The following is a 13200-nucleotide window of genomic DNA, read 5'->3' as shown; positions in this document are numbered from 1 at the left end:
GAGCAGGGTACGCCCGACCAGGTTGGCCGTCAGGAAGCCGAGCAGCGTCAAGCCGATCAATCCGATCACCAGCCCGAAGCCGGGGATCGGATAAGGCAGATAGGTCTCGGGCAGATAATTGTTGGGGATCAGCGGCTTCACCACCCCGTCGATCAGGTTGATGAACCACCAGGTCACCGAAGCGGTGATCGCCAGCGGCCCCGCGATCACGAGCCCGGTCAGGAAATAGCGGCGTAGCCGCGTGCCCGCAGTCGGCCGCAGCAAATCCGGCTGAAGCATGTGGCTGGGATCAGGAGGGCCGTCTAACGTCATGGCGGTCCGGGAATCCGATCTCCACAGGGCGTGCTTGCCTCGGCGGCGCTGCATCGCGATATGAGCAGGATAGCCGAGCCGGTGCTGCTGACCAGCCCCGTCTCACGTGCCGACGCGAATGCGGATGGATTTCGTGACCGAAACACCCCGGCAACTCCGCCGCTGGTACAGGCCGCTGATGTTCGCCGCTGGTTGGGTGTTCACGGGAATCGGGGTTATCGGCCTCGTGCTGCCGCTGATGCCGGGAACAGTCTTCCTGATTCTCGCGGCCTGGTGCTTTTCGCGGTCTTCGCCTCGCTTCGAGGCCTGGCTGCTTGGCCATCCCAGGCTGGGTCCGCACGTCCGTCGCTGGCGCGCAACCGGCGCGATCGACCGTCGGGCGAAATGGATCGCCTGCGGCTCCATGCTGTTCAGCTTCGGACTGGTGGCGCTGAGCGACGCTCCGCCTGTCGCGCTCTGGGCCAGCGGCGCCAGCCTGCTCGCCGCCGGAAGCTATGTCGCGAGCCGGCCGGAGCCGACCCGCCAGGATTGATCACTCGACCGAGGATTGATCACTCGACAGTGACGGATTTTGCCAGGTTGCGCGGCTGGTCGACGTCCTTGCCCATGAAGACGGCCGTTTGATAGGCGATCATCTGGATCGGGACTGCATAGACGATCGGTGCGAAGAGCGGGTCCATATCCGGCATCACGATCGTCACCTCGGGCTCGATGCCACATTCGGCAGCGCCCTTGGCGTCGGTGATCAGGATGATCCGGCCGCCACGTGCCGCGACCTCCTGCATGTTGGAGGCGGTCTTCTCGAACAGCGTATCATGCGGTGCGATGACGATGACCGGCATGTCCTCGTCGATCAGTGCGATAGGACCATGCTTCAGCTCACCTGCCGGATAACCTTCGGCGTGTATATAGCTGATTTCCTTGAGCTTCAGAGCGCCTTCGAGCGCCATCGGGAAGCTCGTGCCCCGGCCGAGATAGAGCACGTCGCGTGCCTTCGACAGCTTTCGGGCGAGCTTCYCGATCTCGGGTTCCAGCGTCAATGCCTGCGCCATCAATCCGTGCCGCGGGCGCGAGCCGCCGCAAGCGCCCGGCTCGCGAGCGCGGTCAACTGGCAGGTAAAGGCCTTGGTCGAAGCCACGCCGATCTCCGGCCCGGCCAGGGTCGGCGCCACGACATCGCTCTCTCGCGCGATTGTCGAGGTCGGCACGTTCACGACGGCAAGGACGTGCTGCCCTTCCTGACGGGCGTAGCGCAGGCAGGCAAGCGTATCGGCGGTTTCACCCGATTGCGAAACGAAGAGCGCGAGACCGTCCTTGGGCAGCGGCGCCTCGCGATAGCGGAACTCGGAGGCGACATCGATCTCGACGGGCAACCGCGCCAGCTTCTCGAACCAGTACTTCGCCGTCAGTCCCGCATAATAGGCGGTTCCGCAGGCCGAGATGGACAGCCGCGACAGCGCCTTCCAGTCAAAGGGGGCATCGAAGGGCAGGCGCACGGTTCCCGCAGCCATGTCCAGATACTTCGTCAGCGTATGGCCGACGACCTCCGGCTGCTCGTGGATCTCCTTGGCCATGAAATGATGGTAGTTGCCCTTCTCGACCAGGAAGGTGCCGGCGGCGACCCGCTGCGCGCGACGCTCCACCTGCGCGCCCGTGACGTCGTAGAAGGTCGCGCCTTTGCGATGGAGCACGACCCAATCGCCTTCTTCCAGATAGGCGATGAGATTGGTGAAAGGGGCCAACGCCAACGCGTCAGAGCCGAGATACATCTCGCCATCGCCGACGCCGACCGCGAGCGGCGAGCCCTTGCGAGCGCCGATCAACAGGTCTTCCTCGCCCTGGAACAGGAATGCGAGGGCAAAGGCACCGCGCAGGCGTGGCAGGCTGGCTGCAACCGCCGCAACCGGATTCTTGCCCCGCTCCATCTCGCTGGTGACGAGATGGGCGACGATCTCGGTATCGGTCTCGGTCTCGAAGACGCGGCCCGCAGCTTCGAGCTCGGCGCGCAGCTCGCGGAAGTTCTCGATGATGCCGTTATGCACGACCGCGAGCTTCTCGGTCGCATGCGGGTGAGCATTGGTCTCGTTTGGCTTGCCATGCGTCGCCCAGCGCGTATGGCCGATGCCGATCATCCCATCGAGCGGCTCGTTCGACAGGCGGATCTCGAGGTTCCTGAGCTTGCCCTCGGCACGGCGGCGCGTGAGCAGACCCTTCTCCAGCGTCGCGACGCCGGCGGAATCATAACCCCGATATTCGAGCCGCCGCAGCGCCTCGACCACCTGAATGGCTACGGCTTCCTTGCCCAGGATCCCCACAATGCCACACATGCCCGACCTCTTTGAGTGTTGCCGTTGCCGGCCCGTGTAGCTGCGAACGCCAAAAACACCCAATCACGTTGAATGTCAGACTGTGAACAGGCGGTTTCGGCGTCGATTCAATCCGTATTCTTGGCCGCGCTCAGCTTCCTGACCTTTGCCCTATCTCGGAACACCTTCGCCCAACCGTCCCGCCCGACTTGCCTGCCGCGAGCGATCGCCAGCCCGTCAGGCGGAACATCGGAGGTGATGACCGAACCGGAGCCGACATAAGCCCCATCGCCGATCGTCACCGGGGCAACCAGCGACGAGTTCGAACCGACAAAGGCGCCGGCACCGATGGTCGTCTTGTATTTGAAGAATCCGTCATAATTACAGGTGATCGTACCGGCACCGATATTGGCCTCGGCGCCGACGCTCGCATCCCCGATATAGGTGAGATGGCTGACCTTGGCTCCTTCCCCGATATCCGCCGCCTTGATCTCCACGAAGTTCCCGACCTTGGCCTTGCGCGCCAGCTTCGCGCCGGGGCGCAGCCGGCCATAAGGCCCGACACTCGCCTGCGGGCCAACCTCGGCGCCCTCCAGATGCGAGAAGGCATGAATCACCGCGCCATCGGCAACGCTGACGCCGGGGCCAAAAACGACATTGGGTTCGATCAGGACATCGCTGCCGATTGTCGTGTCGTAGCTGAAGAACACGGTCTCGGGCGCAATCAGCGTCGCACCCTCCTTCATTACCGCCAGGCGCTTGCGGCGCTGGAACTCTGCTTCCGCAGCAGCGAGTTGGGCGCGGTCATTGACGCCCTGCACTTCGCTTTCGGGGGCGCTCAGCGCGACCACCTTCAAGCCTTTGGCGCGAGCGAGCGCCGGGGCGTCGGTCAAATAGAATTCGTTCTGGGCGTTCGAGCTGCCGATTGAATCGAGAATGGCAAGTGCGTGCCGACCGTCCAAGGCCATCAGCCCGGCATTGCAGAACCGGATCGTCCGCTCGGCCGCGCTCGCATCCTTGTGCTCGACGATCGCTTCCAGCACGCCGTCGCGCATCACAAACCGCCCGTAGCCAGTCGGGTCGGCAGCCTCGAATCCCAGCGCCACAACCGGCGCACCATCGGCGAGCCCAGCCCGCAGCGACAGGAAGGTCTCGGGCCGAACCAGCGGCGTATCCGCGAAGGCGACGAGGATATCGTCATAGCCCTCGGCCAGCGCCGCACGCGCCGCCAGCACCGCATGCGCCGTGCCGCGGCGCTCGGCCTGGACGAAGACGCGTGCCGACGGCAGGAGCGCCTCGACCTCGGCTGCGACGTCCGGCCGATCCGGCCCGATCACCACCGCGACCGCATCTGCCCCCGCCGCAGCAACTGCCGCGAGCGCATGACCGAGCAGCGAGCGGCCGGCCATCTCATGCAGCACCTTCGGGCGCTGCGATTTCATCCTTGTGCCCTCGCCCGCGGCGAGAATAACTGCAAGGCAGGTACGTCCGGGCTGTATTTCGGTCATGATTGTCGGCTTCCCTGCGGATCTAGCCTTTCGCTCCCGTGACCCTGACGGTGTCGCGTGGGCGATTTGGTGCATGGTGGCATTGCGGTCGCCGTGGATAGCCGATCCTGATGGCATTTGCCAAAACCTCCGGAGAGATCTTCGGCCGGCGTATTCGAGGGGCGAGACGCAATGGCAATACCTTTCCGCCGGCAACGCAAACGCGTTGCCCAAGTCGCTGGCCGCACGCAATTTTTAAGCGGCGACCGCTTTTCAGCCAGCCGGGAAATGATCTAGAAGCGCTGGGGTGCGACTGCGCCGCCCGCGTATGTTGGAAATAATGTCGAAATCCTTGAATCGCCGATGGTTTCTGGAGGGTGCGGCGTACAGCCTCGCCGCCGCGCCGCTTATGGGCACGAGCCCTGCATTTTCTCAGGCCAGCTGGGCCGCAACTGTACAGTCGGTGATCGCGGAAGGTCAGCGTTTCGATGCCGCACTGGTTGTCGAGGCCGCCCGCATGCTGTCGCGGCGCCCGATGGTTCCGGTGACGACCAATGATCTGCCCGAAGGCTACGCCACCCTGCCCTTCGACCAGTTCTCCGGGATTCGTGCGCAACCCGGCGGCCTGATCTGGGCTGGAGAGAACCGCGGCTTCACGGTCGAGCCGCTGCATCGCGGCTACGTCTTTTCTGCTCCCGTCAGCCTGTTCACGGTCGAAGACGATGTCGTGCGCCGCGTTGCGTTCGATCGCGGCAAGTTCGACTACGGCAAGGTTGCTCCCCCCCCGGCGGGCGTCGATCTGCAGTTCTCCGGCTTCCGGGTCTCCGCCGGGCTCGAGCGGCCTTACGAGGTTGCGATCTTCCAGGGCGCGACCTTCTTCCGCGCCGTGGCGCGCGGCCAGAACTTCGGTGCGCTGGCGCGCGCGCTGATCCTGCGTCCCGGCGAGACGCGGGGCGAGGAGATTCCCTTCTTCCGCGCCTTCTGGATCGAGCGCCCCAATCCGGCATCGGGCATGCTCGTGATTCACGCCCTGCTCGATTCCGAGAGCCTGTCAGGTGCGGCCCGGATGACTCTGCGCCCCGGCGACGTCACATTCATCGATGTCGAGATGACCCTGTTCGCGCGGCAGGTGTTGGACCATGTCGGCTTCGGCTGCACCACGGGCACCTTCATGTCGGGGCCTCAGAGCCGCCGGACCTTCGACGACGTCCGCCCGGCCGTGCACGAGGTCTCCGGTGTCCAGATGCTCACCGGCGCCGGCGAATGGATCTACCGCCCGGTCAGCAACCCGACCAATCTGCAGGTCTCTTCTTTCGTCGACACCAATCCGCGCGGCTTCGGTCTCGTCCAGCGGGAGCGCGATCCGGCAGCGTTCCAGGATGACGACCAGCGCTTCGAGCTTCGCCCCAGCGTCTGGATGGAGCCGCTTGGAGAATGGGGAGCCGGTTCAGTCCAGCTGATCGAGATCCCAAGCGATTCCGACATCAACAGCAACATCATTTCCTACTGGCGGCCGCGCCAGCCGATCGCCGCGGGCAGCGAAACCACGATCACCTATCGCCAGGCCTGGTGCTGGCAGCCACCCGAGCGACCACCGCTCGCCCTGGCCACGCGCATGCGTCAAGGCCGCGGCACGCAGGGTCGGCGTCGACGGTTCATGGTCGAGTTCACAGGTGACAAGCTGGCGGACCCCGCTGTGGTTGCCGCGACGCGCGCCAATATCACGGCGACGACCGGGGCGATCCAGGGTTTGCGTCTTTGGCCTTATCCGGAACGCAAGCTGATGCGGGTCCGCTTCGAGGTCGACCCTGGCAATGAGAATCTCTCCGAACTGCGCCTTGTGCTCGAAGCCGGCGGCCAGCCCGTATCGGAAACGTGGTTGAATCGATGGACGTGGTGACCGAGATGCCGCCGCGCGCGGTCGAAACCGCTCCCCGTCCGGGCTTGCCCCGTCCGGAGGCAGCGACCCCGCCTGAGAACCGGCTGGTGATGCCGGTCCAGTCCTTCCGCAGCTGGAAGGCCTCGGAACGCCGCAAGCCCGCCGCACCATTGGCCTGGACGACGCCGTGGCTGAAGCGCCTCTTCGTCTTCGGTGGCGGTCTCGCGCTCACCGCCTATGGCGCCTGGGAAATGTACCATGTCGTGTCGGTCAGCCGCACGACCTTCCTGCAGTACGTCTTGCTGCTGCTGTTCACGGTCAATTTCTCGTGGATCGCACTCGCCTTCACCAGCGCACTGATGGGGTTCTTCGGCCTGCTGTTTAGGACCGGCCGGACCGAACGGGCGGAATCCCTCCAGCATCGCACCGTCGTGGTGATGCCGATCTACAACGAGTCGACCGCGCGAACCTTCGCGGCGCTGGCCGCGATCCGGGAATCGGTAGAGGCCACGGGCCTCGGGGCGCATTTCGACTATTTCATCGTCTCGGACACGACCAATCCTGATGTCTGGATCGCCGAGGAGCGCGCCTTTCTCGCTCTGCGTGAACGGCTCGGCCCCGGCGCGCGCGTCTACTACCGGCACCGCCCGAAGAACCATCACCGCAAGGCCGGCAACATCGCCGATTTCGTCACCCGTTGGGGCGGTGACTACGAGCACATGGTCGTGCTCGACGCCGACAGCCTGATGACCGGCACCTGCATCGTGCGCCTCGCTGTCGCGATGGAGGCCGATCCCGACGCAGGAATCATCCAGTCGCTGCCGCTGATCATCAATCGCAACACCTTCTTCGCGCGGCTGCAGCAATTCGCGGCACGGGTCTACGGACCGGTGATCGCGACCGGCCTCGCCATGTGGTCGGGCCGCGACGGCAATTACTGGGGCCATAACGCGATCATTCGCACCAAGGCCTTCGCCGATCATTGCGGACTGCCCGATCTGAACGGCAAGCCGCCCTTCGGCGGACATGTCTTGAGCCATGACTTCGTCGAGGCCGCGCTGATGCGCCGCGCCGGCTGGTCGGTCTATATGCTTCCCGACCTGACGGGTTCGTATGAGGAGAGCCCGCCCTCCCTGATCGACATATCAGTGCGCGACCGCCGCTGGGCGCAGGGCAATCTCCAGCACTCGCGCATCATCGGCGCGAAGGGTTTCGTCTGGTCGACGCGCCAGCATTTCGCCACCGGCATCATGGGCTATCTCGCCTCGCCGTTCTGGTTGATGCAGCTCGTGGTCGGCATCCTGATCGTGCTGCAGGTCAATTACGCGCGCCCTGAATACTTCACCCAGGAGTTCACGCTCTTCCCGGTCTGGCCGCGCTTCGACCCCGAGCGCGCCTTGAACCTGTTCGCCCTCACCATGGCGATCCTGCTCGCACCAAAGCTCTTTGGGCTGCTGCTGACCCTGTTCGACGGCAAGCTGCGGCGCGCCTGCGGCGGTACCATCCGGCTGATTCTCTCGTCGCTGCTCGAGATCCTGTTCTCCGCCTTCTTCGCGCCGATCATGATGCTGATCCAATCGGGTTCGGTCTTCCAGATCCTGCTCGGACGCGACACGGGCTGGAACCCGCAGCGCCGCGACGACGGCTCGATTCCGTTGAAGGACATCATCCGGCGCCACCGAATGCACACCGCACTCGGCGCCATCGCCGGTATCTCGGCCTTCATGATCGCGACCTCGCTCTTCGCTTGGATGTCGCCGACGATCGTGGGTCTCGTGCTGGCCATTCCGCTGTCCTGGGCATCGGGCCAGCTCGCGCTCGGGCTCTGGCTGAAGCGGCACAAGCTCCTGGTGACGCCGGAGGAAGGCGACCCGCCGGCGATCGCGCTGCGTGCCAATGCGCTGCAGGAGGAATTCGCCAAGGCGGGCTTCGACGAAGCCGACGGCCTCAAGGCGCTGCATGCCGATCCGCGCCTGCGTGCCGAGCACGACATGATGCTCCCCGAGGGGCATCCGCGCCGCCGCGGTGAAGTCGAGCCCGAGCGCGCCGTCGCACAGGCAAAGCTGGTCGACGCGGAAACGATCGACGAGGCCGCGATCTGGCTGAAGCCGAGGGAACGTATGGTCGTGCTTCACGACCGCGCTCTGGTTGGCTTGCTGTCCTCGTTGCAGCCGTCGAAGGACTAGACGGGGAAGCTCGTCAGTTTCGGAGCGACGGCGGGGGACGGGAAACAGATCGCCGGTCGTCGTCTGCCCTGCATACCCGCGACGCTGCGCTTGAGCGTCAGCCATTCGCTACATGGCCGCCTTCTGAGCGCCCGGTCGCTTCGCAAGCGGCTGCGGCCTCAGAGCACGCTGCATTCAAACCAGCATCCCGGCCGGGCGGCTTCGGCGGCTCGGAGCTGTGGCCCATGCGGGAAGAGAGCCTTCACTGGCCCGGTCAGGGTTCCCTGGGCTTTCCGGTCGCCGGAAGATCCGCGGTTCCGCATCATCCCAGCCGAAATCACCAGCCTCGTGCCAACGCGCATTCGCCGTCTGGCGCTTAAGTCCTCGGGCTGCTCACTGCCTGGTGAGGACATCCTGGATCGCCCGAGCGGCGACGGCGTGGCCATTCTCGTTCCAGTGAGCATCCGCCGCGAACTCGAATCGCCGCTGGTTGCGAGCCCAGTCCTCGGCGAAGACGGGGTGCAGGTCGAGGAAGGCGATCCCCGCCCGTGATGCGGCCTCGGCGGCGATACGGTTGAGCTTCAGCGCCGGGCTGTCGGGGCGGCCGGCGTAGATCGCGCTGCGATCGCCATCCATGGCCACCAGCAACTGGGCGCCGATACTGCGGGCCTGCGCCGCAAGGCGGACCATCATGTAATCCGTCGCGGCGCGGATATCGGCCTCGCGACTCAGCACCGACGCGACATCGATATTGGCCGCAAAGCGCGTATCCTCGGCCTGGGCCGGCCCGAGGAACGCATCCAGCAGAGCCTGCGGGCGCACCTGCCAGCGATAGAGGAAATAGCGCGCCGTCGCGGTCTGCCTGAGCCACTCCACGGCGCGGGGACGCCAAGGCTCAGGCGCGATCTCGCCTAGAACCTTGCCGCCCTCGACACGCAGCTTCAGGAAGCTCGACGTATACCGGCCCGGCGTGAAGACAAAGCTCTCGTCGAAGTCGTTATGGACCAGCAGCACGACGATCTGGTCCGGCCTCGCCGCCAGCACCTCACGGTCGATCATCTGGATATATTGGCTGAAGGGTGCCCCGGCGATGGCGTAGCGGTAGACCTCGACGGGGCCCGCGCTGGCAAGGCCACCCTGAATCACGTCGGCGACGCTGCGCCCGACCGGAACCTGCAGGGCCTCGACGAAGCTGTCGCCGACAAAGGCGACCCGTCGACGCCCGGGAATGCGCTCGGCCGGATAATCCGGCAAGGGCGAATTCCACCCCTTGGCGTTGATCGAGAATGGCGCCGCGATCTCGTCGCGCACGCGCCAGACGCCGGTCTGGTTCGGAGCATAGCGCACGAGTTCATTGGCGAAGTCGTTGCGCGGCACGTCGCTGCCCGGCAGCACGAAGCGAAACAGAACAAGCTCGCAAAACGCGAGAAACACCAGCAGGCTGGCCAGCGACACGCCAAGATTGATCAGGCCGTTGCGCAGGCGGGAGCGAGGTTTCTCCACCGTCATGCTCCCGCTCATTGCTCTAGTCGATATCCTCGACTTCGACCTCGGTGCCATAGACGCGCTGCGCGAGCGACGCCTCCATGAACGGGTCAAGATCACCGTCGAGCACGTCCGACGGCGCCGTCGAGCTCACTCCGGTGCGCAGGTCCTTCACCAGCTGATAGGGCTGCAGCACATAGGAGCGAATCTGGTGGCCCCAGCCGATATCGGTCTTGGAGGCCGCCTCGGCATTCGCCTTTTCCTCGCGCTTCTTCAGCTCGACCTCGTAGAGGCGGGCGCGCAGCATGTCCCACGCCTTGGCGCGGTTCTTGTGCTGTGAACGCTCCTGCTGGCAGGTGACCGCAATCCCCGTCGGGATATGCGTGATGCGCACCGCCGAATCGGTCGTGTTGATGTGCTGCCCGCCGGCGCCCTGGGCGCGGTAGGTGTCAATCCGGCAATCCGATTCCTTGACGTCGATAACGATCCGGTCGTCGACGACGGGATAGACCCAGACGGATGCGAAGCTGGTCTGCCGGCGGGCGTTCGAATCGAATGGCGAGATGCGCACGAGCCGGTGCACGCCCGATTCGGTCTTCAGCCAGCCATAGGCATTGTGGCCCTTGAACTGCAGCGTCGCCGACTTGATGCCGGCCTGATCGCCATCCTGATAGTCGAGCATCTCGACCTTGAACTTCCGCCGCTCGCCCCAGCGCCGGTACATGCGCAGCAGCATCTCGGCCCAGTCCTGGCTTTCGGTACCGCCGGCGCCAGGATGGATTTCGACATAGGTATCGAGCATGTCGGCCTCTCCGGAGAGCAGTGTCTCGACCTGCCGGCGTGCCGCTTCCTGCTCGACAGCCTTGATCGCGACTTCGCCTTCCGTGATGGAGGCGGCATCACTCTCCATCTCGCCCAGCTCGATCAGCGTCAGGGCATCGTCGAGATCGCGCTCGAGCTTCAGGATGCCGTTGATCTGGTCTTCGAGCGAGGTCCGCTCGCGCATGAGCTTTTGTGCCTGCTCGGCATCGTCCCAGAAGGTGGGGCCTTCGGAAAGTGCGTTCAGCTCCGCGAGGCGTCGTTGTGCGACATCCCAGTCAAAGATGCCTCCTCAGCAGTCCAATCGACTGCTTGGCGTTATCAAGTTGGGTCTGAACTTCAGGACGCATGATGCCAGCAGAACTTTCCTTGATGGGATTCGATCCGGCATGCCGGACGGAGCTGTTCAGATAGGGGCGAAAGGCGCGGGTGTAAACGGCACAGAATGTTTTCCAGCCTCCGCGAGGCCATCAGAGAGGTGCAGTCATCTCCACGAGCTTCGCCACCGTGTTCATGTTGCGCGCCGTGCCGGGGTCGCAGGCCGGAATGCGCAAGCGTGAATCCGCCATCCCGTCGCCATAAAAGATATAGACTTCGCGCTGGGCGAGATGCACCAGCTCACCCCGGATACCGCGGGCATGGTCCAGGGTGTCAGCGGGAAGCGGCTCGTCGACGAAGATCGCCACCGTGCGGTTACCAGGCTTGTCCGAAAAGGGATTGCGCGCCAGCACCCCGGACATCTCGGCGGCAGATCTGACCAGCACACCGACTGGCTTTCCCGCATGGGTCCGGAGTTTGTCCTCGAGCACCGACTTGATCTGCGCTTCGTCCGCATCGCTCGTGAACACCACATTGCCGCTGGCGATATAGGTGCGCACCTGGCTAAGGCCAGCTTCCTCGCACATCGCCTTCAAAGTGGTCATCGGGAGTTTTCCCGTTCCCCCGACATTAACCGCGCGCAACAGGGCTATATAGGCCGTCATGGCGTCTCGCCGCATGCAGAGTTCGGCCCAATGCCGGCGCCCTCGCCGGCCGGGATACAGAACGCCGGCGCGAGACACGGGGCCGATCTGGCCTTCGCTCCCACGCCGGCGATAACGGATCTAGTACAGGCCGCCGGTGCCGGACCCGACGCTGCGCCCGCCGCCGGGAGAGACGTTGAACGGCGCGCCGCCACCCTCACCCGCAGCACCGATGACCGAGTAGCTGTCGGGCGGAGCGGTACCCGGCTTGAAGGCTTCGAGAATGCCGCCTTCRCCACCGGCACGCATGCCGCTGCGCGGATCGACGCGGATCAACTTGATGCCGGCCGGCACGCGGAACGGCGTCGCCGGCTTGTCCTTCAGCGCAGCCATCATGAAGTCGCGGAAGATCGGAGCGGCATATTGGCCGGCCGTCGCCGAGTTGCCCAGCGACTTCGGCTTGTCGAAGCCCATATAGACGCCGACCGCGAGATCCGGCGAGAAGCCGACGAACCAGACGTCCTTGGCCTCGTTGGTCGTGCCGGTCTTGCCCGCGAGTGGCTTGCCGACCGACTTGACCACCTGCGCCGTGCCGTTCTGCACCACGCCTTCGAGCAGTGAAACCATCTGGTAGGCCGTCAGCGGATCGAGCACCTGGTCGCGATTGTCGATCAGGCGCGGCTCCTTCTGGCTCGCCCATTTGTCAGCATTGCAGCCTTCGCAGACGCGCTGATCGTGACGATAGATCGTGCCACCAAAGCGATCCTGGATGCGGTCGATCAAGGTCGGACGAATGCGCTTGCCGCCGTTGACCAGCATCGAATAGGCCGCCGTCATGCGCATTACGGTGGTTTCACCGGCGCCGAGCGACATCGAGAGCACCGGCAGCATGTCGTCATAGATGCCGAAGCGACGGGCATATTCCGCGATCAGCGGCATTCCGACATCCTTGGCAAGGCGGACCGTCATCAGGTTCTTGGAGAACTGGATGCCGTAGCGCAGGGTGCGTGGCCCGGTCGACTTGCCATCATAGTTCTCAGGCCGCCAGACACCGAGGCCGCCGCCCTGATCGACCTCGATCGGCGCGTCGAGCACGATGCTCGACGGCGTATAGCCGTTGTCGAGCGCAGTGGCGTAGACGAAAGGCTTGAAGGACGAGCCCGGCTGGCGCAGCGCCTGCGTCGCGCGGTTGAACTCCGACTGGTCATGCGAGAAGCCGCCGACCATGGCCAGCACGCGGCCGGAATACGGATCCATCACGGTGATGGCACCGTTGACCTCGGGCATCTGGCGCAGGCGGACCTGGCCGGGCCTGCTGTCAATCGGCTCGACATAGACGACATCGCCGACCGAGACGGCCTGGGCGACGCGGGCGCGTCGGGTCCAGCGGATGCCGTCACCCGTCAGCGTCACGGTATCGCGCTCGGTCCGGAGATGACCGGAATTCTCGCGTCCCGGATGCAGGCCGAGTCGCGCGCTGTCGCCACTGACATCGAGCACGACGGCAAGGCGCCAGGGCGCCACGTCGCCGAGCACCGGCAAGTCGCCGAGCGCAATGCCCCAGTCGCGCGCGCTGATGTCGAGCTTCTGGATGGCACCGCGCCAGCCGCGCGCCTCGTCGAAGCGCACGAGCCCGTCGACCAGCGACTTACGGGCAAGCAGCTGCATCTTGGGATCGACGGTGGCGCGCACGGAAAGGCCGCCCTCGAGCAGCTTCTTCTCGCCGTAGCGATCCTGCAGTGCGCGACGAATCTCTTCGGCAAAATAGCCGGCCGCGATGTTGTTG

Annotated in this window: 9 protein-coding genes and 1 pseudogene; 3 read left to right on the top strand and 7 right to left on the bottom strand. The window is 65.0% G+C overall.

The window, feature by feature from the left end; all coding sequences use genetic code 11:
• The coding region (locus tag AC1D34_RS25710) for a DUF502 domain-containing protein (protein WP_476825714.1) at positions 1 to 279 on the bottom strand (279 nt) is incomplete at its 3' end.
• 166 nt (positions 280 to 445) lie between these two features.
• On the opposite strand from AC1D34_RS25710, the gene AC1D34_RS25705 reads away from it, so the two are divergent.
• Positions 446 to 844, top strand: a complete 399-nt coding sequence (locus AC1D34_RS25705) for a YbaN family protein (RefSeq protein ID WP_441490002.1) — start codon at positions 446 to 448, stop codon at positions 842 to 844.
• A gap of 19 nt (positions 845 to 863) precedes the next feature.
• Here AC1D34_RS25705 and glmS read toward each other — a convergent pair.
• Positions 864 to 2638 (bottom strand): annotated as a pseudogene (gene glmS, locus AC1D34_RS25700) (glutamine--fructose-6-phosphate transaminase (isomerizing)).
• Positions 2639 to 2745: 107 nt separating this feature from the next.
• A complete protein-coding gene (gene glmU / locus AC1D34_RS25695) occupies positions 2746 to 4125 on the bottom strand; it encodes a bifunctional UDP-N-acetylglucosamine diphosphorylase/glucosamine-1-phosphate N-acetyltransferase GlmU (RefSeq protein WP_441490000.1) in 1380 nt (459 codons plus the stop codon).
• Positions 4126 to 4567: 442 nt separating this feature from the next.
• Here glmU and AC1D34_RS25690 point away from each other — a divergent pair, with 442 nt between their 5' ends.
• Both AC1D34_RS25690 and mdoH read left to right on the top strand, forming a co-directional pair.
• The gene (locus AC1D34_RS25690) at positions 4568 to 6004 is read left to right on the top strand and encodes an OpgD/OpgG family glucan biosynthesis protein (protein WP_476825713.1); all 1437 of its coding nucleotides are present in this window, start codon (positions 4568 to 4570) and stop codon (positions 6002 to 6004) included.
• Between the two features lie 5 nt (positions 6005 to 6009).
• Positions 6010 to 8169 (top strand): glucans biosynthesis glucosyltransferase MdoH, encoded by a 2160-nt coding sequence (mdoH, locus tag AC1D34_RS25685; protein ID WP_441505597.1) that lies wholly within the window; start codon positions 6010 to 6012, stop codon positions 8167 to 8169.
• A 372-nt stretch (positions 8170 to 8541) separates the two neighbouring features.
• On the opposite strand, the gene AC1D34_RS25680 is transcribed toward mdoH, so the two are convergent.
• From AC1D34_RS25680 to AC1D34_RS25665, 4 genes are all read right to left on the bottom strand, one after another.
• On the bottom strand, positions 8542 to 9657 hold the full coding sequence (locus AC1D34_RS25680) for an SGNH/GDSL hydrolase family protein (protein WP_441505391.1): 1116 nt from the start codon (positions 9655 to 9657) through the stop codon (positions 8542 to 8544).
• Between the two features lie 16 nt (positions 9658 to 9673).
• A protein-coding gene (gene prfB / locus AC1D34_RS25675) for a peptide chain release factor 2 (protein ID WP_441489997.1) occupies positions 9674 to 10802 on the bottom strand; the annotation gives its coding sequence in 2 pieces (ribosomal slippage) (positions 9674 to 10732 and positions 10734 to 10802; 1128 coding nt in all).
• 120 nt (positions 10803 to 10922) lie between these two features.
• Positions 10923 to 11435 carry a DUF1697 domain-containing protein gene (locus AC1D34_RS25670; protein WP_441489996.1) on the bottom strand — a complete coding sequence of 171 codons (513 nt, stop codon included), beginning with the start codon at positions 11433 to 11435 and terminating at the stop codon, positions 10923 to 10925.
• Positions 11436 to 11555: 120 nt separating this feature from the next.
• On the bottom strand, positions 11556 to 13200 hold a 1645-nt coding region (locus tag AC1D34_RS25665), incomplete at its 5' end, for a penicillin-binding protein 1A (RefSeq protein WP_476825712.1).

Source organism: Allobosea sp. P1_A7, assembly GCF_056406775.1.
The sequence above is the reverse complement of the archived record's forward strand: the minus strand, read 5'-3'. Positions and strand labels throughout refer to the sequence as shown.

Coding starts and splice junctions, on each gene's coding strand:
- glmU (WP_441490000.1), bottom strand. CDS start 4,125: ATGACCGAAATACAGCCCGGACGTACCTGCCTTGCAGTTATTCTCGCC.
- mdoH (WP_441505597.1), top strand. CDS start 6,010: ATGCCGCCGCGCGCGGTCGAAACCGCTCCCCGTCCGGGCTTGCCCCGT.
- AC1D34_RS25680 (WP_441505391.1), bottom strand. CDS start 9,657: ATGACGGTGGAGAAACCTCGCTCCCGCCTGCGCAACGGCCTGATCAAT.
- AC1D34_RS25670 (WP_441489996.1), bottom strand. CDS start 11,435: ATGACGGCCTATATAGCCCTGTTGCGCGCGGTTAATGTCGGGGGAACG.